22 protein-coding genes are annotated in these 20,366 nt (G+C 35.9%); 9 read left to right on the forward strand and 13 right to left on the reverse strand.

All coding sequences use genetic code 11. The features are described from left to right. Positions 1-81: 81 nt before the first annotated feature. Positions 82-1,641 (reverse strand): AbgT family transporter, encoded by a 1,560-nt coding sequence (locus ACFFIT_RS08330; protein ID WP_385877196.1) that lies wholly within the window; start codon positions 1,639-1,641, stop codon positions 82-84. 477 nt (positions 1,642-2,118) lie between these two features. On the opposite strand from ACFFIT_RS08330, the gene ffh reads away from it, so the two are divergent. The 6 genes from ffh to erpA all read left to right on the forward strand — a co-directional run bounded on the left by ffh (position 2,119) and on the right by erpA (position 6,300). Then, on the forward strand, positions 2,119-3,480 hold the full coding sequence (ffh, locus tag ACFFIT_RS08335; protein ID WP_385877197.1) for a signal recognition particle protein: 1,362 nt from the start codon (positions 2,119-2,121) through the stop codon (positions 3,478-3,480). Between the two features lie 233 nt (positions 3,481-3,713). Then, positions 3,714-3,962, forward strand: a complete 249-nt coding sequence (gene rpsP / locus ACFFIT_RS08340) for a 30S ribosomal protein S16 (protein ID WP_385877198.1) — start codon at positions 3,714-3,716, stop codon at positions 3,960-3,962. Between the two features lie 54 nt (positions 3,963-4,016). Further along, complete coding sequence (gene rimM, locus ACFFIT_RS08345) at positions 4,017-4,562, forward strand: ribosome maturation factor RimM (RefSeq protein ID WP_385877199.1); 546 nt, start codon at positions 4,017-4,019, stop codon at positions 4,560-4,562. Continuing rightward, positions 4,562-5,299 carry a tRNA (guanosine(37)-N1)-methyltransferase TrmD gene (trmD, locus tag ACFFIT_RS08350; protein WP_385877200.1) on the forward strand — a complete coding sequence of 246 codons (738 nt, stop codon included), beginning with the start codon at positions 4,562-4,564 and terminating at the stop codon, positions 5,297-5,299. Before rimM ends, trmD begins: the two co-directional genes overlap by 1 nt. A gap of 47 nt (positions 5,300-5,346) precedes the next feature. Continuing rightward, positions 5,347-5,712: a 50S ribosomal protein L19 gene (gene rplS / locus ACFFIT_RS08355; protein WP_385877201.1), complete on the forward strand. Its 366-nt coding sequence runs from the start codon at positions 5,347-5,349 to the stop codon at positions 5,710-5,712. Between the two features lie 246 nt (positions 5,713-5,958). Continuing rightward, complete coding sequence (gene erpA / locus ACFFIT_RS08360; protein ID WP_385877227.1) at positions 5,959-6,300, forward strand: iron-sulfur cluster insertion protein ErpA; 342 nt, start codon at positions 5,959-5,961, stop codon at positions 6,298-6,300. A 93-nt stretch (positions 6,301-6,393) separates the two neighbouring features. Here the strand turns inward: erpA and ACFFIT_RS08365 are convergent, their stop codons facing one another. From ACFFIT_RS08365 to dnaQ, 5 genes are all read right to left on the reverse strand, one after another. Then, on the reverse strand, positions 6,394-7,704 hold the full coding sequence (locus tag ACFFIT_RS08365) for a J domain-containing protein (protein ID WP_385877202.1): 1,311 nt from the start codon (positions 7,702-7,704) through the stop codon (positions 6,394-6,396). An 82-nt stretch (positions 7,705-7,786) separates the two neighbouring features. Then, a complete protein-coding gene (gene pepT / locus ACFFIT_RS08370; RefSeq protein ID WP_385877228.1) occupies positions 7,787-9,031 on the reverse strand; it encodes a peptidase T in 1,245 nt (414 codons plus the stop codon). A 130-nt stretch (positions 9,032-9,161) separates the two neighbouring features. Further along, positions 9,162-9,746, reverse strand: a complete 585-nt coding sequence (locus ACFFIT_RS08375; protein ID WP_385877203.1) for a regulatory protein RecX — start codon at positions 9,744-9,746, stop codon at positions 9,162-9,164. A 28-nt stretch (positions 9,747-9,774) separates the two neighbouring features. After that, positions 9,775-10,071: a DUF1145 domain-containing protein gene (locus ACFFIT_RS08380; protein WP_385877204.1), complete on the reverse strand. Its 297-nt coding sequence runs from the start codon at positions 10,069-10,071 to the stop codon at positions 9,775-9,777. Between the two features lie 44 nt (positions 10,072-10,115). Further along, positions 10,116-10,835, reverse strand: coding sequence for a DNA polymerase III subunit epsilon (gene dnaQ / locus ACFFIT_RS08385; protein WP_385877205.1), 720 nt, complete (start codon positions 10,833-10,835; stop codon positions 10,116-10,118). A gap of 157 nt (positions 10,836-10,992) precedes the next feature. Here dnaQ and rnhA point away from each other — a divergent pair, with 157 nt between their 5' ends. The 3 genes from rnhA (at position 10,993) to asd (ending at position 12,957) form a co-directional block, all read left to right on the forward strand. Further along, positions 10,993-11,460, forward strand: a complete 468-nt coding sequence (gene rnhA, locus ACFFIT_RS08390) for a ribonuclease HI (RefSeq protein WP_385877206.1) — start codon at positions 10,993-10,995, stop codon at positions 11,458-11,460. Between the two features lie 94 nt (positions 11,461-11,554). Beyond that, positions 11,555-12,007, forward strand: a complete 453-nt coding sequence (mioC, locus tag ACFFIT_RS08395) for an FMN-binding protein MioC (RefSeq protein ID WP_385877207.1) — start codon at positions 11,555-11,557, stop codon at positions 12,005-12,007. Between the two features lie 71 nt (positions 12,008-12,078). Then, entirely contained in the window at positions 12,079-12,957 is an 879-nt protein-coding gene (asd, locus tag ACFFIT_RS08400; RefSeq protein WP_385877208.1) for an archaetidylserine decarboxylase, read from the forward strand. Between the two features lie 193 nt (positions 12,958-13,150). Here the strand turns inward: asd and purF are convergent, their stop codons facing one another. The 7 genes from purF to truA all read right to left on the reverse strand — a co-directional run bounded on the left by purF (position 13,151) and on the right by truA (position 20,191). Next, on the reverse strand, positions 13,151-14,689 hold the full coding sequence (purF, locus tag ACFFIT_RS08405) for an amidophosphoribosyltransferase (protein WP_385877209.1): 1,539 nt from the start codon (positions 14,687-14,689) through the stop codon (positions 13,151-13,153). A gap of 35 nt (positions 14,690-14,724) precedes the next feature. Continuing rightward, entirely contained in the window at positions 14,725-15,240 is a 516-nt protein-coding gene (locus ACFFIT_RS08410) for a CvpA family protein (RefSeq protein ID WP_385877211.1), read from the reverse strand. 65 nt (positions 15,241-15,305) lie between these two features. After that, entirely contained in the window at positions 15,306-15,944 is a 639-nt protein-coding gene (locus ACFFIT_RS08415; RefSeq protein WP_385877212.1) for an SPOR domain-containing protein, read from the reverse strand. Between the two features lie 45 nt (positions 15,945-15,989). Next, entirely contained in the window at positions 15,990-17,399 is a 1,410-nt protein-coding gene (folC, locus tag ACFFIT_RS08420; RefSeq protein ID WP_385877213.1) for a bifunctional tetrahydrofolate synthase/dihydrofolate synthase, read from the reverse strand. A 66-nt stretch (positions 17,400-17,465) separates the two neighbouring features. After that, a complete protein-coding gene (gene accD / locus ACFFIT_RS08425) occupies positions 17,466-18,377 on the reverse strand; it encodes an acetyl-CoA carboxylase, carboxyltransferase subunit beta (RefSeq protein ID WP_385877214.1) in 912 nt (303 codons plus the stop codon). A gap of 275 nt (positions 18,378-18,652) precedes the next feature. Then, positions 18,653-19,309 (reverse strand): DedA family protein, encoded by a 657-nt coding sequence (locus tag ACFFIT_RS08430; RefSeq protein WP_385877215.1) that lies wholly within the window; start codon positions 19,307-19,309, stop codon positions 18,653-18,655. Positions 19,310-19,396: 87 nt separating this feature from the next. Then, positions 19,397-20,191 carry a tRNA pseudouridine(38-40) synthase TruA gene (truA, locus tag ACFFIT_RS08435; RefSeq protein ID WP_385877229.1) on the reverse strand — a complete coding sequence of 265 codons (795 nt, stop codon included), beginning with the start codon at positions 20,189-20,191 and terminating at the stop codon, positions 19,397-19,399. Positions 20,192-20,366: the final 175 nt, after the last annotated feature.

Genomic DNA, 20,366 nt, shown 5'->3' on the forward strand with positions numbered 1-20,366 from the left:
TTAGAATGGTCTTTTTTTTCACTAATGCCTAATCCCACATTGAATTAGGCATTATTAATATGACTTAGTGTGAATCAGTCCTTAGCCTTGAGGACTCCAATGATATTGACTGCCTATCCCTAGTGGAATTTCAAATCCCCAAAAAATGAATAATGTTGCAGTAAGTACCAGCAATAAACCAATTGAATAAGGGATCATCATAGAGCAAAGCGTACCAACCCCTGTTCCTTGGAAATATTTTTGGCAATAAGAAATTAATAATGGATAGAAAGGAAACATTGGTGTCGCTACGTTAATTGCTGAGTCACTGATTCGAAAGCTTGCCTGAGTCAGTTCAGGAGAAATTCCTACCGCCATGAGCATAGGCACTAATACTGAGGCCATTACGGACCATTTAGCAGAGGCCGAAGTAATTAAAATATTCAGAATACCAGTTAAGATAATGACCCCAACAATTGTTACACCACTAGGTAAGTCCAAACTTCTAAGCATGTCAGCACCAGAAAATGCTAATAATGTGCCAATATTTGACACTTTGAACATATATAGAAATTGAGCGCAGAAAAAAGCAAACACAAAAAAAGAAATGAGTGTAGTAAGAATACTTTCCATAGATTTTACTATATCATTTGTATTTTTAAATTTCCCCGTTACATAACCAAAAACAATACCAGGAAGAGCAAAAAAAATAAAAATAATGGGTACTATCATGCTCATAATCGGTGCTTGGTTACTCGTTAATGACCCTTCAAAGCGTAGAAGAGAGTCTTGTGGATAAGCCCATAGAGTTAAACCAATGCAAAGCCCTATAAAGCTAAGCATGGCATATCTAAATCCTTTAGCCTCTTGTTTAGACATATAGGTCATTTCTTCTGTAGATCCCTTATTTTCACCATAAGTAATAGGAATATTTCTATTTAAACGTGGTTCAACCCACTTATCAGTCACAACCCAACAGACTCCGATGACACCTATTGTTCCCCCTAAACTGACAAAATAGTTACTGAGTACATTGACGCTGTAATTAGGATCAATAATATTTGCAGCACTTTGTGTAAGACCTTGCATGATAGGATCGATAGTTGAAGGCATGAAACTCGCAGAAAAGCCACCAGCTAGACCGGCAAATGATGCTGCAATACCCGCAAGAGGGTGCCTGCCATAGTTATAATACATTAAAGCAGCTATTGGCATTAAAAATACATATGCAGAGTCTGATGCCACATGACTGACTACTGCCACAAAAGCAACTAACGGGGTCAGTGCTTTTTTGGGGGTAATACGAAGTAGTTTTTTAAGTAAAGCTTGTAAAAAGCCACTTCCTTCAGCAATACCAATGCCTAAAGTAGCGACGATGGTAATACCAAGAGGTGGAAAACCCATGAAATTACTGACCAGTTTATTGATTAGATCGAGCATACCTTGTTCACTCAGCTGGTTAATCACTGCAATCGGTTCATTCGTCAAAGGATGAATATAACTGAATGAAATTTTTGACAAAAAATAGGAAAGAAATAAACAGATCAGAAAGGCAAAAAAGATCAAAACGGTAATATTAGGTATTTTATTGCCGACGCGTTCAATGGTATCTAAAAAACTCCCCTTTTGCATAGTGGGTGGATTGGCATTATCGGTTGTCATTATACACTCCTTTAATTGTTATAAGATTAAAAATGAGAACGGGAATTTGATGCGTTGCCATTTAGGTAATATGCGTGGTGCAGCTAAAAGAAATAAAGTCTATTATTGCAATACGTAAATTTGACGATCTCTTTCTCTTTTTGTCTGTTTTCTTGCAGATGTAGATATGCAAAATGAACTTCATATATGGAACATACTTTTGTTTAGGTTATGTCAAATTAATGCATCAAATGAGCCATTTCTTATAATAACAGAAATAAATGGTACTGCTAGATTTCGTGTTAAATGAAATCTTACCAAGATGCATAATTAATTGTAATACTTACAATAATTTATTTGATGATGAAGGAAAAATTTATCAAAATAAAAAAAAATCAAGAGGCGAGTATTAAACCTACATCTTGGCAAATAATTTGCTACAATATCTATTATTAGCCTGTTATTTTAAGGTTCAATTTAATTAAAGAGATGAAATATATGTTTGCAAACTTATCTGAAAGATTATCTAAAACACTACGGAATATCAGTGGACGTGGTCGTTTAACAGAAGAAAATATCCAAGATACATTACGCGAAGTGAGAATGGCCCTATTAGAAGCCGATGTCGCTTTACCGGTTGTCCGTGAATTTATAAAACAAGTCAAAGAGAGTGCTTTAGGCCAAGATGTAAATAAGAGCCTAACGCCTGGCCAAGAATTTGTAAAGATTGTTCAAAGACAATTAGAAATTGCGATGGGTGATGTCAATGAAAGTTTAAATCTTGCCGCTCAACCTCCTGCAGTTATTTTAATGGCTGGCTTGCAAGGAGCAGGAAAAACAACCAGTGTAGGTAAACTAGCAAAATTTTTAAAAGAGAAACATAAGAAAAAAGTACTTGTGGTCTCTGCGGATATTTATCGTCCTGCAGCCATTAAACAACTTGAAACTCTAGCAAATCAACTTGACGTCGCTTTTTTTGCATCGAACACAGAGCAGAAGCCTGTTGATATAGTGACAAACGCTTTGCAGCACGCTAAATTGCAATTTTTTGATGTGCTGATTGTCGATACTGCAGGTCGTCTCCATGTTGATAGCGACATGATGGATGAGATAAAAAAAGTCCATCAAGTGCTTAATCCGATAGAGACACTCTTTGTTGTTGATGCGATGACAGGACAGGACGCCGCTAATACTGCCAAAGCATTTAACGAGGCTTTACCATTAACTGGTGTAATATTGACCAAAGTTGATGGGGATGCTAGAGGGGGGGCTGCGCTTTCAATAAGACATATCACGGGAAAACCGATAAAATTTTTAGGGGTGGGTGAAAAAACAGACGCATTAGAACCATTTTACCCAGAAAGATTAGCATCAAGAATCTTAGGTATGGGAGATGTACTTTCTCTTATTGAAGATCTTGAAAGTAAGGTAGATAAAGCCCAAGCTGAAAAAATGGCAAATAAGCTCAAAAAAGGGGAGTCTTTTGATTTAAATGATTTCTTAGAGCAACTTCAGCAAATGAAAAAAATGGGTGGGATGGCTAATTTAATGACGAAACTTCCAGGTATGGGAAACCTACCTCAAGGGGCTATGGATATGGTTGGAGATAAATCCATGGCAAAAATGGAAGCAATTATCAACTCTATGACGCTTAAAGAACGCTCTAAGCCAGAGATAATTAAAGGTTCTCGAAAAAAACGAATTGCGACTGGTTCAGGAACTCAAGTGCAAGATGTAAACCGTCTTCTAAAACAATTCGATGATATGCAAAGAATGATGAAGAAAATGAAAAAAGGCGGCCTTGCTAATATGATGAGAGGAATGAAAGGAATGATGCCCCCTGGTATGTTAGGCAGATGATTTATTTCTTTTCAACGGCTTTATTCGGTTTGAGTCTTGCTTTTTAGCTTAAATTAAGTAGAATACCTAGTCTTATTTGAAATGGGCAAGAATGCTCATTTTTTATAAGCGGGGTTAAAATTTTAGTATTTAGTTTATTAAATCAATAGCTTAACCCAAAATTACTTTACCTTTAAGATAAATACCCTAATTTAATTTAGCTCTATTTATCCAATTTATATAATGAGGATGTTATGGTAACAATTCGTTTAGCTCGTGGCGGTTCTAAAAAACGCCCATTTTATCAAGTGGTTGTGACAGATAGTCGCAATTCTCGTGATGGTCGCTTCATTGAGCGTTTAGGTTTCTTCAATCCAGTAGCTTCTGGTCAAGCTGAAACTTTACGTTTAGATCTTGATCGTATCAACCACTGGATTGGTGTTGGTGCAACTGTATCAGATCGTGTAGGCCAACTTATCAAAGAAGCTAAAAAATCAGCGTAAGTTGCTTTAAGCTTGTTTGAATCAGCAATCTTTTAACATCAGTAATGAATATTTATGCAATCTAAAGCTAAACATACGCTAAATCGTCCTATTGTTGTCGGTAAAATCGGAGCTCCTTATGGAGTCAAAGGATGGTTAAAGTTATTTCCTTCAACGGAAGATAAAGAAGCTATCTTTGATTATATGCCTTGGTATTTAAGATCTAAAGGCCAACTCAAATTAGCCGAAGTCGATGAATGGAAGTGGCATGGACAAGATTTGATTGTTAAATTAAAATCTATTGATGATAGAGATATTGCGCATTTATTGACTAATGCTGAAGTCGTGATAGAAGAAACTGATTTACCTCTCTTAGATGACGGGGAATATTATTGGAAAGACCTCATTAATTGTCGTGTTTCTACTGAAGCAGGCTATGATATGGGTGTTGTAACCGAATTGATGGAAACTGGATCTAATGATGTATTAGTGGTCAGGGCAAATTTGAATGATGCATTTGGTGCAAAAGAGAGACTAATTCCCTATCTTGATGAAACGGTGATTAAATCTGTTGATATTGTAGCAAAAAACATTATTGTTGATTGGGATCCTAGTTTTTAATGCACATTGGTGTAATTAGTCTTTTTCCTGAAATGTTTCAAGCGATTACCGATTATGGCGTGATTGGTCGAGCAGTAAAAGAAAAGCGTTTAAAGGTAGATTTTTTTAATCCTAGAGACTTTACACACGATAGACATCAAACTGTTGATGATCGTCCATATGGCGGTGGTCCAGGGATGTTAATGATGGTGCAACCTTTAAGTGACGCAATTTTGAGTGCCAAATCTCACCTAGGTGAAGAAACGAAAGTGATTTATTTATCACCTCAAGGCCAAAAGTTGACACAAACAGGTGTATCTACATTAAGCCAACATTCGACTCTTATTTTAATTTGTGGTCGTTACGAGGGCATTGATGAGCGTGTGATTGAAACTTTAGTTGATGAAGAGTGGTCTGTCGGCGATTATGTGCTGAGTGGTGGAGAATTACCTGCCATGGTACTGATTGACGCTGTAGTGCGCTTATTACCAGGTGTTTTAGGTCATGCAGAGTCCGCGGTAGAAGATTCTTTCGTTAATGGATTATTAGATCATCCTCATTACACGCGACCTGAATTATTAAACGGTTTGCAGGTACCAAAAGTTTTACTTTCTGGTAATCATGCAGAAATTCGTCGGTGGCGATTAAAGCAATCCCTCGGACGTACTTGGCAAAGAAGACCCGATCTTCTTAATCATCTAGCTCTGACTGATGAGCATAAAAAATTGTTGACGGAATATCAACAAGAACAAAATTAATTCTTATTTTGTTTTTCATTCAGTTTATCTAGCAATAGGAAAAAATTATGAGCAACATTATTAAACAATTAGAACAAGAACAAATGAAAAAAGACGTCCCTGCATTTCGTCCTGGTGATACAGTCGAAGTGAAAGTATGGGTTGTTGAAGGATCAAAAAAACGTTTACAGGCTTTTGAAGGCGTAGTTATTGCTATTCGTAATCGTGGTCTTCATTCTGCATTTACTGTACGTAAAATTTCAAATGGTGAAGGTGTTGAGCGTGTATTCCAAACACACTCTCCTGTCATTGACAGCATATCTGTAAAACGTCGTGGTCTTGTACGTCAGTCTAAACTTTACTACTTACGTGAGCGTACTGGTCGTTCTGCACGTATTAAAGAGCGCTTAAATCGTGTAAATTCACGCGGTTAATATTTGATATAATCAAATTTTAACAATAGAAAAAGCTCGGTTTTTGCCGAGCTTTTTCTATTGTAGATTATCTTCTGTTTTTATTTAACAGGAAATAAGAAAACTAAATAATGAATAATAAATAAGAAACTATAAACTGCTTGAATTCGTATGTTTAGTCAGTAATAATAAATAGACATTAATTCCATCGTCTCTATTTATGTGAGATGATGCCACCTGAAAACTTTATAAGAGTCTGATATGTCAATGAATGATGAAACATTGCCTTTAATATTTACAGATAAAGCTGCTAATAGGGTAAAAACATTAATTACCGAGGAAGAAAATCCTAATCTAAGATTGAGGGTTTATATCACTGGTGGTGGTTGTAGTGGCTTCCAATATGGCTTTATGTTCGATGAGAAAGTGAACGAAGATGATTTCACTATAGAAAAGCAAGGGGTTGCACTTGTGGTTGATCCTATGAGCTTACAATATCTCATTGGCGGTACGGTAGATTTTTTAGATGGTTTAGAAGGATCTCGATTTGTTGTGAATAATCCTAATGCAACCAGTACCTGTGGCTGTGGTTCCTCCTTTAGCGTTTAATTCTTTAATGCTTCATAATAGATCCTATACCTATGATTAGCACATTCGCAAAAGTATCGGTATAGGATGTTGTTTGAATTCTTGACTTTAGCATTAGCCAATTGAGTATTTTTTGTTAATAAATTCATCTAAAAGAGTGTTAAGCCCTTTGATGGTTTGTTGTTTGGAAAAAAATAGATGATAAAGTTCAGCTATAGATCTTTTTAGATAAAGATTATGTTCTTCAATGTTTTTTTCGGTTTGCTTTTGAGTCTTGGCATGAAATTTTGTCCATACTAATCCCTCAGCTGTCATCTCATACTTTTGATTGGCTAGTGTTTGTTGACATTCAACTAATTTTTTAGCTAAACTTTCTTCCATTAGCCTAAACGTATTATCAGATAATGTAAGAGATATTTGAGGTAAATATTGCATTGCTAGCTCAATAATGATATGAAAATCTTTGGCTTTTTTTGCACTTGCAAGCTGCTTCATGAGATCCATATACTGAGTTTTATCTTCACTATCAGCGAGTTTATCTGGATGAAATTTATGCGCAAGCTGCCTATACAGTTTATTGATCTCATCGTTATCTAATAATTTTTCTGCTTGCGAACTCTCTTGGTTTTGCTGTGCAAAATCGTTTTCTTCATCTGTATTAAAATCAAAATCAAAATCAAAATCAATTTGTTCTTCTTGACTAGAAAAAAAATCATTTTTTTCTTGTTTCTCTAATTCATTTTCTAATGCATCGACAATAGATAGAAGCTCTTGCATATCAAATTCAAATTCTCCTAATTCATTCCGCTCCTCAATGTAATTGGGATCTGGTTTAAAAAAAGGATCGCTAAACAAGTTATCTCGGAGATCTGGATTCGTCAGCAGAGCAACCCACTGCTCTTTTGATAAAAGAGGAAGATCTTGTTCATATTCTTCCTTAAGTGTTTCTTGCAGAATTTTTAATAGATTATTGATTTGAGAATGGAGATCTAATGTTGGATTAAGGGTCACCTTCGGATCAATACCAAATTTTTCAAAGCGAGCTTTAATGGCCTCAGCTTGAAATTCAATAACATCATCTAATTGAACACTTTGCTCTCCTATATTAAATGGATTACTAGTGATGTTATTCTTTAAGTCGTTGATCCAAATTAATAAAGCATCAAGGCGGTTATCAGATAATGATTTATAGGGAATAAAACGGATAAGCTCAATAATTACGCCTTTTAGGCATTTACAGTAGTTAATTTCAGTTTCAGCAATCATTGACTGCGTTTTTTCAAAAAGTGCTTTTTTATCTTTAGATAATTTTGTTATTTGTGATTCTATTTTTTCTATTTTGTTTTTAAGATCATGGATTCGCTTCCATTGACTTTTAGAAACGGATCTAGGTTTTTGCTCGATAAGATTAAGATTTTTATTCATTTAGTAGTTCTCATTTTTTTATGATACGAATTTATACACGGATCAAAGAAACGATTGTAGTAAGGTTAAAATGAAATTTAACTTATTTTTTTAGTGCAGCTTTGCACAATTCTAGTGTTACCTTATATGATTTTTCAAAAGCTTTTAATGGTAAAAATTCAAATGCTGAATGAAAATTATGGGCTCCAGTAAAATAGTTGGGTGTGATTACCCCTTTTGCAGCAAGTGCACTGCCATCGGTACCGCCCCGCATGGGGATAATTTTAGGCTCAATTTGTAATGTCTGAAAGACAGATTTTAATAGATCAATTGAAGTCGTATCACCACCATTTTGAAGACTATTCGCAATATTGCTATACACATCTTCAATATGGCAATTTATTTTTGCCGTAGGATAGTTTTTTTGCATTTTTTCGATTTGCTGCATAAGAAACTGTTTACGTTTTTCATAATTTGTTAAATCAAAATCTCTGATAGAAACCCCAGCTTTAGCTTCATTTTGATTAGCTTGTAGCGAGTTAAACCAAAAATAACCCTCTCTACCTTCAGTATGCTCTGGTGTATCTTTAATATCAAAGCATCCCATTAAATCTTGTATGATACGAAGAGGATTGACTAAAACATTTTTTGCTGACATTGGATGCGCAGTCACTCCTTCGATATGAATAAATGCAGTGCCAGCATTAAATGTTTCATAAATAAGTTCGCCTGTCTCACAACAATCTATTGTATATGCGAAGTCTACTTTAAATCTAGACAGATCTAATAACTTTGAACCTCTCAAGCCAATTTCTTCATCGGAAACAAAGCTGATATAAATATCACCATGTGGAGTATCCGGGTTTTCATTAAAATAGGCAACCATTTCCATGACAGCAGTGATGGCTGCCTTATTATCCGCTCCAAGAACACTTGTGCCATCACTGAAAATAATCTCTTCATTAAGGTATTTTTTTATTTCAGGGCGTTCATTCACGCGCAACCAGATATTCTTTTCGGAGTTAAGGCATAAATCTGAGCCTGTAAAGGTTAATACCTGTGGTTTTATATCTGGGTTTAAGCCGACATCGACAGTGTCTGTATGAGCACAAAATCCAATAGTATAGGCATTTTTTGTATTACCTGGTATTCTTGCCGTCACATTGGCATATTCATCAATATGCACATCTAGGCAGTTCAATTCTGTCAATTCTTTAGCCAAGCAGTGAGCCATATCCCATTGTCCTTTAGTGCTGGGAACCTGAGTGGCAGACGCGTCACTTTGACTCGTAATGCTTAGATAGTTAAAAAAACGAGATTTTAGCTTTTGTTGTATTGGGGTTGTAATTGTCATGGGAGCTCCTTGCTCAGTAATTTTTGATGACTTTGCATTTTAAAATGAATAATTTACGTAATTACTTTTAAAAATGCTTTTAGGGATGTATCAGTTATTTATTGTAGTAAACATGATAATAGATTTACTCAAATAGTGAATTTATCTCGTCAAAACTGAATCCCCTGCTTTGCAAAAATCGTGCAATTTTTGCTTTTTCGTCAAGAGGAGCTTTGGGATTAAATGAGATAAATTTTTTGTAGGCTATTTCTTTTGCCAACTCAAACCAATCTATACCAGATTCTTCTAGGCATTGATTAATTAATGCTACATTGATGCCTTTTTGATATAGGTTTTGCTTTAGTTTGTTTTTCCCTGTACCTTTTTTATGTTGTGTAGCGATATAGTTTCGAGTAAACCTAACATCATCTATCCATTTATGCTCTTCGCAATAGAGGATCACTTCATCGATTATAGCTATTTGCTGAGTGCTTAATTGATTATTACTGCTAGAAAAATCATAATCTGTGTGCGAAAAATCCTCAGTAAATTCATCAAATTGTTTCGCGTTTTTATTTTGAATGGGGTGAGAGGATTTATTTTTTAATAAACAAAATTTATTTAATTTAATACTTAACTCATGGCTACTATGATCTCGTTTTGCCAAATAATATTGGGCAAGATTAAGGAGCGTTTTAAAATTAAGTGATTCTTTCATACTTAAATTCATAGAAAACTCCTCATTACATCCTCATCAATTATTTATTTTTATCTATCGTGGTAACTGTGGGTTGAGCAGTCTGTTGCTGCTTGAAAATAGCCTTAAGCTCAAAAACACCGAATAAAAAGAGTCTAATTTTTTGACCAGATGTTAATGGGCCTGATTTGGCAGACATCACAGACATCATTAACACTTTGAGGCAGTTTGTTATCGCCATAAAAGCCAAAATAAAATAGAGGAAATAGTGAATAGGTGGCTTGACGGGGTAAACTACATTATACAGTAAGAAAAACCAAACTGAGAGCATGAGTAGACGGCCAAGATGAATGAGCATAGTAGATCCTTAAATAGTTTCAGTTAATTTAAATGAGAGATTGGCTATTGACGCCATAAACAGGCCTTGCCCTTTTTCATTACAGTGTCTAATCTTTGTTCATGCGCATTTAATTCTTCATCGGAAGCATACACAATACGCAATGGTTTTTTCTTCTCAATATAAACAGGTTCATTGGTTTGTATGATTTTTTCTTGCTCATTTTCTAAAGAAGCCAAAGAGAGAGCTGTTTGTCCTCCCGTCATCATTAAATAGACATCAGCTAAAATTTGGGCATCTAGCAAAGCGCCATGTAATGTTCTTTTACTATTATCAATACCTAGCCGAGAGCATAATGCATCTAAACTATTCCTTTTACCTGGAAACTGCTTTCTGGCCAGTTGTAATGAGTCTGTTACTTGGCAAATTGAGTTTGTGCTTAATTCTTTACCCAGCAAGCGAAATTCATAATCCATGAAACCGACATCAAAGGGGGCATTATGAATAATTAGTTCACTGCCTTTAATGAAATCAATAAATTCGTCAAAAATCTCTGAGAATTCTGGCTTATCATCCAAAAATTCATCCGAAATCCCATGAACTCTGAAAGCTGGGAAGTCAACTAATCTATTGGGTTTTAAATACACATGAAAGTGTTTTCCTGTTAGGCGCCTGTTGATGACTTCCACTGCCCCAATTTCAATTATCCGATGCCCTTCATAGGTAACACCAAATTTATTCATTCCCGTAGTTTCTGTATCAAGAATAATCTGACGTGTTTGCATTTTTATCTGTCTTTATCGGTTTATAAGAAAACAAAAGTGAAAAAATAGAGTAATAATCTCAATATTTAAATTATATCACAGCTAAAAAAATCATTTAGTATATAAAAATTGTATAATGCTATTTTTAATGAAAATAGAGAACTGACAAGGATAAGAATTGAAACAGATTAATATTTTTACGGATGGCTCCTGCCTTGGTAATCCAGGGCCTGGTGGATATGGGGCTATTTTGCGTTATAAAGAGCACCAAAAAGAGTTAAGTGCAGGTTTTTTTATGACCACTAATAATCGAATGGAATTACTAGCAGTGATTGAAGCTTTAAATTCATTAAAGGAACCTTGTCAGGTTATTTTAATGAGTGACAGCCAGTACATGAAAAATGGTATCACAAAATGGATTTTTAACTGGAAAAAAGATGACTGGGCTGTGGCTAAACGAAAATCGATAAAGAATATTGATTTATGGAAAAGGTTGGATGATGCTGTTAAACCACATAAAATTGAATGGCTTTGGGTAAAAGGGCATTCGGGGCATCCTGAAAATGAACGTTGTGATGAATTAGCAAGGAATGCAGCGTTGTCTCCTCGATTTGAAGATGATGGTTATCTGCCCAGTGATGATTAGAGTCGATTTAAAAATTTACCTAAACATACCTCGTTGAATTAATGACATATGAGTTACCATTCGCTAAAATAGCTTTACCTTAAGGAGGTAAATGATGTCGACACCTATTACACTAATAACTGGCAGTTCACTTGGAAATGCCGAATATGTTGCAGAAAGCCTTGAACCTTTTTTGGCGAATTCAGGTTTTAATCCTGAAATCAAGCATGGGCCAGAATTAGCGGAGGTCCCAAAAGTAGGTTTTTGGTTAATTATTTGCTCGACACATGGTGCGGGAGATGTTCCTGATAATTTACTCCCTTGGATAAATGATATTATTGACTCTTCCCCTGAGTTAAGTCAGGTCAAATTTGGAGTCATAGGCTTAGGGAGTTCGGATTATGATCTATTTTGTGGCGCTATTGACACAATAATACAAGAGCTCCTTCGCTGTGGAGCCACAAAAATTGGTGAAACACTCAAAATAGACGCACTTGATGATAGATTACCTGAAGAGATTGCTCAAGCGTGGATTGAAGAGTGGATAGATATAGCCCAAAGTAATTAAATTATCACTGATATAAATTAGCTAGTTTTATATTAAAATAATGAATTAATTTTTATTTACAAGGATTTATTATGCTCAATGCAATCAAAATTTTTTTACAACATATACTGCCAAAGCAAGCTTTAACCGTGTGTGCAGGTTACTTGGCTAAAAAAGAGTTAGGTTGGTTCACACAGTTAATTATTAAAGGATTTATCAAATTATACAAAGTTGACATGAGTGAAGCCATTCATTCTGATCCTAAAGACTATGCAAGTTTTAATGCCTTTTTTACGCGTGCTTTAAAAGAAAACATGAGGCCTTTCAGTGAGAAAAATCAAGAGCTTGGATTTCCTGCAGATGGGCAATTAAGTCAATTTGGAGATATTGAAGGAGAAGAATTAATTCAAGCTAAAGGACATACCTACTCTCTAACAGCCTTACTTGCGGGTAATCCTCTTTTGGTAGATGCTTTTGCTAATGGTAAATTTGCAACAATTTATCTTTCTCCAAAAGATTACCATAGGTTGCACATGCCTTGTGATGGCGTTTTGCGAGAAATGATTTATGTACCTGGCTCACTTTATTCAGTTAACTTATTAACTGCAGCGAATATACCTAATTTATTTGCGCGTAATGAGAGAGTGATCTGTATTTTTGATACTGAATTTGGTCCTATGGCTCAAATTTTAGTGGGAGCAACCATAGTAGGCTCAATTGAAACGGTATGGTCTGGTGTAATTACCCCACCACGTGACGGCATCATACAAAGATATACTTACCCTAAAGAGGGCGAGGTTGATGATTCATTAGTGATTAAATTAAAGAAAGGCGAAGAGATGGGGCGTTTCCAGTTAGGCTCTACAGTAATTAATTTATTCAGTGAACAAAAAGTAGATTTTTCTGAGGATTTAGTAAAAGGACAGACAACACGTTTAGGTCAAACGTTTATGGTAAAGCAATCTAATTAGGTTGCTTATCTGCTTGCTATAAAGAATGATTAGGTTTTTTTTCTTTACACCTCTTAATCTGGTGGATAAAGATTAAGAGGTGTTGTTTATTATTTATAAGTTTTTTATATATTGATAACAACATCCTTAGTAGTCCGCAAAAGCTGGTAATACAGATAAAATGCCATGTTATCAATCTTAATCTATTTGCTTATTAGCCTTCATTATACATATCTAAATTTTCCACATCGTGGCTGGCTTTAATGGCTAATTTGTCGGCCTTGCGGATCGCCTCTAACCGATTAAAATAAGCTTCATTCACCTCATCACTCGCGTAAATTCCATCGAAAACAGAGCAGTCAAATTCGGTCAGTTGAGGATTTTCTTCTCTTATTGCTGCTTTCAAATCTTCTAAATCTTGAAAAATAAGTTTGTCTGCACCAATCAGTTGTCTAATCTCTTCTAATTGCCTGTCATGAGCAATTAACTCCGTGACGCTAGGCATATCTATACCATAGACATTAGCAAAACGAACTTCAGGGGCGGCAGACGCTAGGTAGACATTTTGGGCACCAGCTTCTTTAGCAAGGTTCATTATTTGCTCAGATGTTGTACCTCTAACAATCGAATCATCGACGAGTAGCACATTTTTCCCTTTAAATTCGCCCGCATTCGCATTCAGTTTACGTCTTACAGAAGCGCTTCTTGTTGCTTGACCAGGCATGATAAAAGTACGCCCTACATAACGATTTTTAACGAACCCTTGACGATAAGGTTTGTTGAGAATTCTAGCGATTTCAAGTGCAGAATCGCAAGAAGTTTCTGGAATAGGGATAACAACATCAATCTCTACCTCCTTCCATTCCCGTGCTATTTTTTCCCCGAGTTTTTTACCCATATTTAATCGAGCATTATATACTGAGACCCCATTAATCAATGAGTCAGGTCTTGCAAAATAGACATATTCAAAAATACAAGGACGTAATTGGGTCTCTTCAAGACAAAGGCGGGCGTGTAGCTCACCTGTTGCGCTAATGTAAATTGCTTCACCAGGCAAAATATCTCTTATCAATTTAAATCCCAGGGTATCTAATGCAACACTTTCAGATGCGACCATATATTCGGTTTTTTCAATCTGTTTGCTCTCGTGTGTAGAGAGAGATTTTCTTTCACCAAGCACAAGAGGCCTGATTCCGAATTTATCTCTAAAAGCAATTAATCCATAGCCACTTATCATTCCAACGCAGGCATACGCTCCGGTTAATCGGGCGTGTGTTCTTTCTATTGCATCAAAAATAGCATCTGGTGTTAAAGCGGATGATGTACATTGGTTTAATTCACTGGCAAGCACATTAAGCAACACCTCAGAGTCGGATGTTGTATTAATATGCCTTTTATCCTTTAAGTAAAGAGACTCTCTTAGACTGTCTGCATTAGTTAAATTACCATTATGTGCGAGCGTAATACCGTAAGGATAATTGACATAAAATGGCTGGGCTTCAGAAGCACTAGAGCTACCCGCGGTAGGGTATCTTACATGACCAATCCCCATGTGACCTTGAAGCCTTTGCATATGTTTTAGTGCAAATACATCCTTGACAAGACCATTTGCTTTTCTTAACCGAAATGCACCTTGGGTATCAAGAGTAACAATACCTGCAGCATCTTGACCTCTATGCTGTAAAACCGTTAAGGCATCATAGATAGATTGATTAACAGGGGAAACTCCAACAACACCGACAATTCCACACATAACATAGCTCCTAGAGGGGGTAGTTAAGCCTAAAATTAAATTTTAGGCTTGTTCATATATTCTGAAAATAATTGAGACGAAGTTTTTAAGTAATCAAAAAACCAATGCTGAATCGGTTTGAATTTAGGTATTAACTGTGAATTTTGCCAATCTTCAGATGTCCCTAGACCAGTAAAAGCATCAGCAAATAGCAACATTGCAGCCATCAGTAATATACCTCTGACAGCACCAAAGCACATCCCAAGCAACCTATCAGTACCGCTAAGCCCTGTTTTATCTACGAGTTTACCAATTAAATGATTCACAATACCAGAGACAATAAGAGTAGCACAAAAAAGAAGAGCGATAGCTGTTGCATTTCTTAAAATGATATCTTCTATACCAGTAAAAAATGCCGCTAGATAAATATAAAATTTACTGGCAATAAAAAAAGCAGCTATCCAACCAATTAATGAGAGGGCCTCTCTAACAAAGCCTCTGATTAAACTAATAAGGGTAGATACACCCACTATTCCTAAAATAATATAATCAATCCAAAGTAGTGTATTCACAGATATTTACCATGTTAAGTAAGAATAAACCGAAAGAGCTTTCTATTAAAATTGTATTTATGTACTTATTTTAAAGCCACTATTTTACCATCAAGTCCAGTCATCTCTTTGAGATTAGGTATCTCAATCTCAAGGGCTTCTTTTGAATCACTAGGGCCAATGAATACTCTGGTGAGTGTCGTTGTTTTAAGTAAAAAGGCGTTATATTGTTTTGTTTTTAAAAATTCAACCAGTTCTACCGCACGTTCATGATTTGATAGAGTGGCGAGTTGAATGATATATTTTCCAGTAGCAACATTTTTTGTAGCCTGATCTGTTGGTGAGGAATTGGTTGAATTACTATTATTTAGTTGATTACTTAAGTTCTCTATAGAAGGCTCTTGGTTTATATCAGGAGGTGGATTAGAAACAGATTGCATCGTTTCTTCAGGACTTACAGCTTGATTCGGAACAATTGGTTGCTGTGTTATGCTATTGTTCAGCTGATTTTGAGCTTCATAATTAGCAATAGCGACTTCTTGTTTTCCTTGGTTTTTTGATTCATCGTTTTGCAAATAGGTACTTGTGGGTGTATAAAGTGGTATGGCCTTAGGATATTGATCGTCATTCCATTTTTTACCATCAAATAGACTAGGTAAAATAGCTACACTTATTCCAACCAGTATGACAGTGCCAACTAATTGTTTTTGAAACTTGCTCGCCACCGAATACTCCTGCTTTGTATGTTTAATTATAATAAGAATCTTGTATTAATCTAGTTGCATAGGCTCAGGGCAAAGAGCGAGATATTCAGCTACCGTATAAAAAGATCCGCAAATCACAATAATATCACCCGTTGCTAGTAATGAGTTTACTTTCTCTAGTGCTATATTCATTGTGTTATAGGTAAATACCATTTCATCAGAATTTAAATTAGGGAGTGATTTTAATTTATCAGATAAAAGATAAGCACTAGCGCCTCTTGCTCCGTCAAGGGATATACAATGCCAACTATCAATAACATCGGTCAGAGGTAATAGAGTGTTTTGGATGTCTTTATCTTGTAGCATACCAATAATTAAGTGGATTTGGCAATTGTGTGTTTGTGTACTTATCTCTTTTTTTAGTTTTACTAGCTGATTAGTTAAGTATCTAGATGCGTGTGGATTATGTGCGACATCTAAGATCACTTGTGGGATTTCTAGTGATTTGATAGTTTCAGTAGGGTCTTTTTCCTGTACTATAGTGATTGTTTGTGTTTTAACTACCTGAAATCTTCCCGGCATGGAAACTTTTGATAAAGCCATACGAATGATTTCTGGGGTGATACGATCTTTCCCACCATTTAAAAAGCCACTTATATAAAGTGTAGCAATAGCTGTTGCAGCGTTTGCGAGGGGAACTTTTGGGTAAGGGAGATTGTTTAGACAAAAATCTGGGCCGTGCCAATGCCAATAATCAGCGTTTTCTGTATAATGCCATGATTGACCCACTTCAAATAAAGGGGTGTTTAGGCGTTTAGCTTCCTCTATCATGGTTTCTGGGACGAAAGGCTCACCGATCACAGCTGGGTTATTGCTTCTAAAAATCCCAGCTTTTTCTTTCGCAATGGCCTCTCTATCATCTCCTAACCAATCGATGTGATCAATATCAATTGAGGTAATAACTGCTACGTTGGCATCTATGATGTTGCATGAATCTAATCTGCCTCCTAATCCTACTTCAAGGATAACGATATCTAGTTGAGCTTGTTTAAATAGATGAAGTGCACTTAATGTACCGAATTCAAAATAGGTAAGTGTTAGGCTGCCTCTATTGTTCTCTAAATAATTAAAAGCATCAACATGTTTGATATCTGCTAATTCCTGGCCATTTATTCTCACTCGTTCATTATAATGGAGTAAATGAGGGGAACTATAAACACCGACCTTAAATCCAGCTTCTAAAAAAAACAATTCAAGTGATCTGCAGGTGGTTCCTTTTCCATTAGTCCCACCAACAGTAATAATTAATGGGGCAGGTTTTAATAGATCTAAATTTTTAGCCACTTCAAAAGAGCGTTGCAATCCCATGTCGATTGACTGGGTATGAATTGTTTCCAAATAGGCAAGCCAAGTGTCTAGATCATCATTGATTGATGGAGGAGTTTTATTATTTGTCGCGTCTAAGATCTCTTTCATAACAGCAATTAAAGTTGGAACGACACATAATTTATATGTGCCGTTTGATAAATAGTTAAGTAGAAATTATTCTCCACTTACTGGTTCGACATCAAGAGGATCTGCATTTAATACGTCAGCAGATGGTTGTGGTTGATTGGTTAATTTTGCAATCAAACAAGCAACTCGCACACGCATTTCAGGGCGACGGATTATCATATCTATAGCGCCTTTTTCTATTAAAAATTCACTACGCTGAAATCCAGGAGGGAGGGTTTCTCTCACTGTTTGCTCAATCACTCTAGGGCCCGCAAAACCTATTAAGGCATTAGGTTCAGCAATATTAATATCCCCTAGCATCGCTAAGCTTGCGGAAACACCACCCATAGTAGGATCAGTCATGACTGAAATATAAGGTAAACCTTTTTCACGCATTTTTGCAAGTGCAGCACTCGTTTTAGCCATTTGCATGAGAGAAAGTAAAGCTTCTTGCATTCGTGCTCCACCACTGGCAGAAAAACAGATAAAAGGGCAGTTATCTTCAATTGCTTGCTCAACTGCTTTGACAAAACGAGCACCCACAACAGAGGCCATTGAGCCACCCATGAATGAGAATTCGAAAGCCGCAGCTACAACAGGCATTTTTGCCAGTTGCCCCTTCATTACGATAAGAGCATCTTTCTCTCCTGTCGATTTTTGGGCTGACACAATTCTATCTTTGTATTTTTTGGTGTCTCTGAATTTTAATGCATCTTTGGGTTCTAATTCAGAACCGAGTTCTAAGGCACTGTCTTTATCTAAGAAACTCAGTAATCTGTTACGTGCAGTGATACGCATATGGTTATCACATTTTGGACAGACTTCTAAATGGCGGACAAGTTCTGGGCGAAAGAGCATTTGGTCGCACTTTGTACATTTTGTCCAGGTACCTTCAGGGATATTTGCTTTTCCTGTGGCAGAAATTGTGGGTTTATTAAAAATTCGTTCAAGCCAGCTCATGATGATAGCCTATATGATTAATCGTTAAAAAAAAGTGAGGTATAAGTTTGCCTCACCTAAGTTATTTGTTCTTTCTTCTTTACATGAAAAAAACCTATTTGAGTTCTAGTATGCATTATATAAGATACTACAACCTTAGCAAAGGGGGTAAATGATTTAAAACAGGTTATCTTCATGAATCATGTTATTTTTAGTATTGTATCGACAATTGAAGGAAATGAAAGAAAAAATTAACTATACTCAATAATTAAGTAAGTCACTCTTATAAGTCACTCCTATTGGTTACGTTTTATTTTACGCCTTTCTTTTATAAATTCTATGACGGCAGGAAGAATAGAAATAAAAATAATTGCAATGATCAGAATTTTCAGGTTTTCTTTTACAAAAGTAGTTTGCCCAAAAAAATAACCAGCATAGCTAAAACTCATGACCCATAGAATTGCCCCTGTCACGTTAAATAGGGCGAAATGAGTGTAGTTCATTTTCCCCATTCCTGCGACGAAAGGAGCAAATGTTCTAACAATCGGAATAAAGCGAGCTATAATAATCGTTTTACCCCCATATTTCTTGTAAAAAGCATGTGTTTTGTCAAGATGCGCAGGTTTTAGCCATTTTGCGTCTGGATTACTGAAGAGCCGTAAGCCAAAATATTTTCCAATCATGTAATTGACAGCATCTCCTAAAATAGCGGCAACCAGCAACAAAAGCACTATCATATGCACATTAATCGGGGATTCTGGTAAAGATGCAAGGGCCCCTGCAACAAAAAGCAGCGAGTCACCAGGTAAAAATGGTGTAACTACAAGGCCTGTTTCACAAAATACAATTAAGAAAAGGATGCCATAAACCCACACACCATATTCTGAGATCAGTTCTTTGAGGTGCACATCAATATGCAGGATAAAGTCTACTATAAGTAATATATATTCCATTGGTAATTCCTAGTTATTTTTGGTTAAACTAACAACATAAATATTTGAACGTATCAAGAATAAGGACAAAACTTCATTATAACTGGTTTAAAATTCATTGGGGATAAATAGCGGACCTTTTGGTAATTTAGGAATACCAAAATGCTCAGGATAATCTACGTCAACAAGATATAAACCATAAGGCTTAGCCGTAGGAGCCGCTAATTTTCGATCCCTTAAAAGTAATAGTTCACCTAACCACTCTTTTGGTTGATGGTTTTTGCCTATTTCCATTAAACTTCCTGCAATATTACGTACCATATGATGTAAAAATGCATTGGCTTTGATTTCAATCACTACATATTTATCAAATCGATGTACTGAAATCGAATGGACATTTCTAAATGGGGTATGTGACTGACAAGTGATTGCTCTAAAACTAGTGAAGTCATGCTCGCCAAGTAAGTCTTGAGCTGCATCATGCATTATCTTTTCATTAAGCGGTTCGTAGCATTGAGTTACTCCATAGGGTAAGATTGCTGGTTTTAACCTATCGTTGAAAATGACGTATCGATATTGCCGAGCTGTCGCAGAAAATCGAGCATGAAAATCAATTGTTACGGGTTTTATGAATTTCACGGCAATGTCATCAGGCAGTTTACTATTCACTCCCAAGGTCCAAGCACCCAATTCTCTTTTTGCGTGGGTGTTAAAATTGATAAGTTGACATGTGGCATGGACTCCAGCATCAGTCCTTCCTGCACAATTGATATTGATAGGTTCATTAGCGATCGAACTTAACGCTGCTTCTACTTCGCCTTGTACAGTTTTGGCATGGGATTGTTTTTGCCAACCATGATATCTAGCCCCATCATATTCAATTCCCATAGCATAATAAAACATTATCCTTTCAGAGTCATCGCATGGAGTACATGGAGTAGTAGTTGAATTAATATTTTCAGAGTATATTTGCATTTTATTATAGTTAAGAAACTTGTATAGTCTAATTTTTAGACTCATTCATTAGATTTGCTGAAATTACATATAAATTTTATACGTGCCATAAATTCGAGTTAAG

The organism is Thorsellia kenyensis, from assembly GCF_042432445.1.
Lineage (GTDB): Bacteria > Pseudomonadota > Gammaproteobacteria > Enterobacterales > Thorselliaceae > Thorsellia > Thorsellia kenyensis.

Coding starts and splice junctions, on each gene's coding strand:
- ACFFIT_RS08330 (WP_385877196.1), bottom strand. CDS start 1,641: ATGACAACCGATAATGCCAATCCACCCACTATGCAAAAGGGGAGTTTT.
- ffh (WP_385877197.1), top strand. CDS start 2,119: ATGTTTGCAAACTTATCTGAAAGATTATCTAAAACACTACGGAATATC.
- rpsP (WP_385877198.1), top strand. CDS start 3,714: ATGGTAACAATTCGTTTAGCTCGTGGCGGTTCTAAAAAACGCCCATTT.
- rimM (WP_385877199.1), top strand. CDS start 4,017: ATGCAATCTAAAGCTAAACATACGCTAAATCGTCCTATTGTTGTCGGT.
- trmD (WP_385877200.1), top strand. CDS start 4,562: ATGCACATTGGTGTAATTAGTCTTTTTCCTGAAATGTTTCAAGCGATT.
- rplS (WP_385877201.1), top strand. CDS start 5,347: ATGAGCAACATTATTAAACAATTAGAACAAGAACAAATGAAAAAAGAC.
- erpA (WP_385877227.1), top strand. CDS start 5,959: ATGAATGATGAAACATTGCCTTTAATATTTACAGATAAAGCTGCTAAT.
- ACFFIT_RS08365 (WP_385877202.1), bottom strand. CDS start 7,704: ATGAATAAAAATCTTAATCTTATCGAGCAAAAACCTAGATCCGTTTCT.
- ACFFIT_RS08375 (WP_385877203.1), bottom strand. CDS start 9,746: ATGAATTTAAGTATGAAAGAATCACTTAATTTTAAAACGCTCCTTAAT.
- ACFFIT_RS08380 (WP_385877204.1), bottom strand. CDS start 10,071: ATGCTCATTCATCTTGGCCGTCTACTCATGCTCTCAGTTTGGTTTTTC.
- dnaQ (WP_385877205.1), bottom strand. CDS start 10,835: ATGCAAACACGTCAGATTATTCTTGATACAGAAACTACGGGAATGAAT.
- mioC (WP_385877207.1), top strand. CDS start 11,555: ATGTCGACACCTATTACACTAATAACTGGCAGTTCACTTGGAAATGCC.
- asd (WP_385877208.1), top strand. CDS start 12,079: ATGCTCAATGCAATCAAAATTTTTTTACAACATATACTGCCAAAGCAA.
- purF (WP_385877209.1), bottom strand. CDS start 14,689: ATGTGTGGAATTGTCGGTGTTGTTGGAGTTTCCCCTGTTAATCAATCT.
- folC (WP_385877213.1), bottom strand. CDS start 17,399: ATGAAAGAGATCTTAGACGCGACAAATAATAAAACTCCTCCATCAATC.
- accD (WP_385877214.1), bottom strand. CDS start 18,377: ATGAGCTGGCTTGAACGAATTTTTAATAAACCCACAATTTCTGCCACA.
- ACFFIT_RS08430 (WP_385877215.1), bottom strand. CDS start 19,309: ATGGAATATATATTACTTATAGTAGACTTTATCCTGCATATTGATGTG.
- truA (WP_385877229.1), bottom strand. CDS start 20,191: ATGTTTTATTATGCTATGGGAATTGAATATGATGGGGCTAGATATCAT.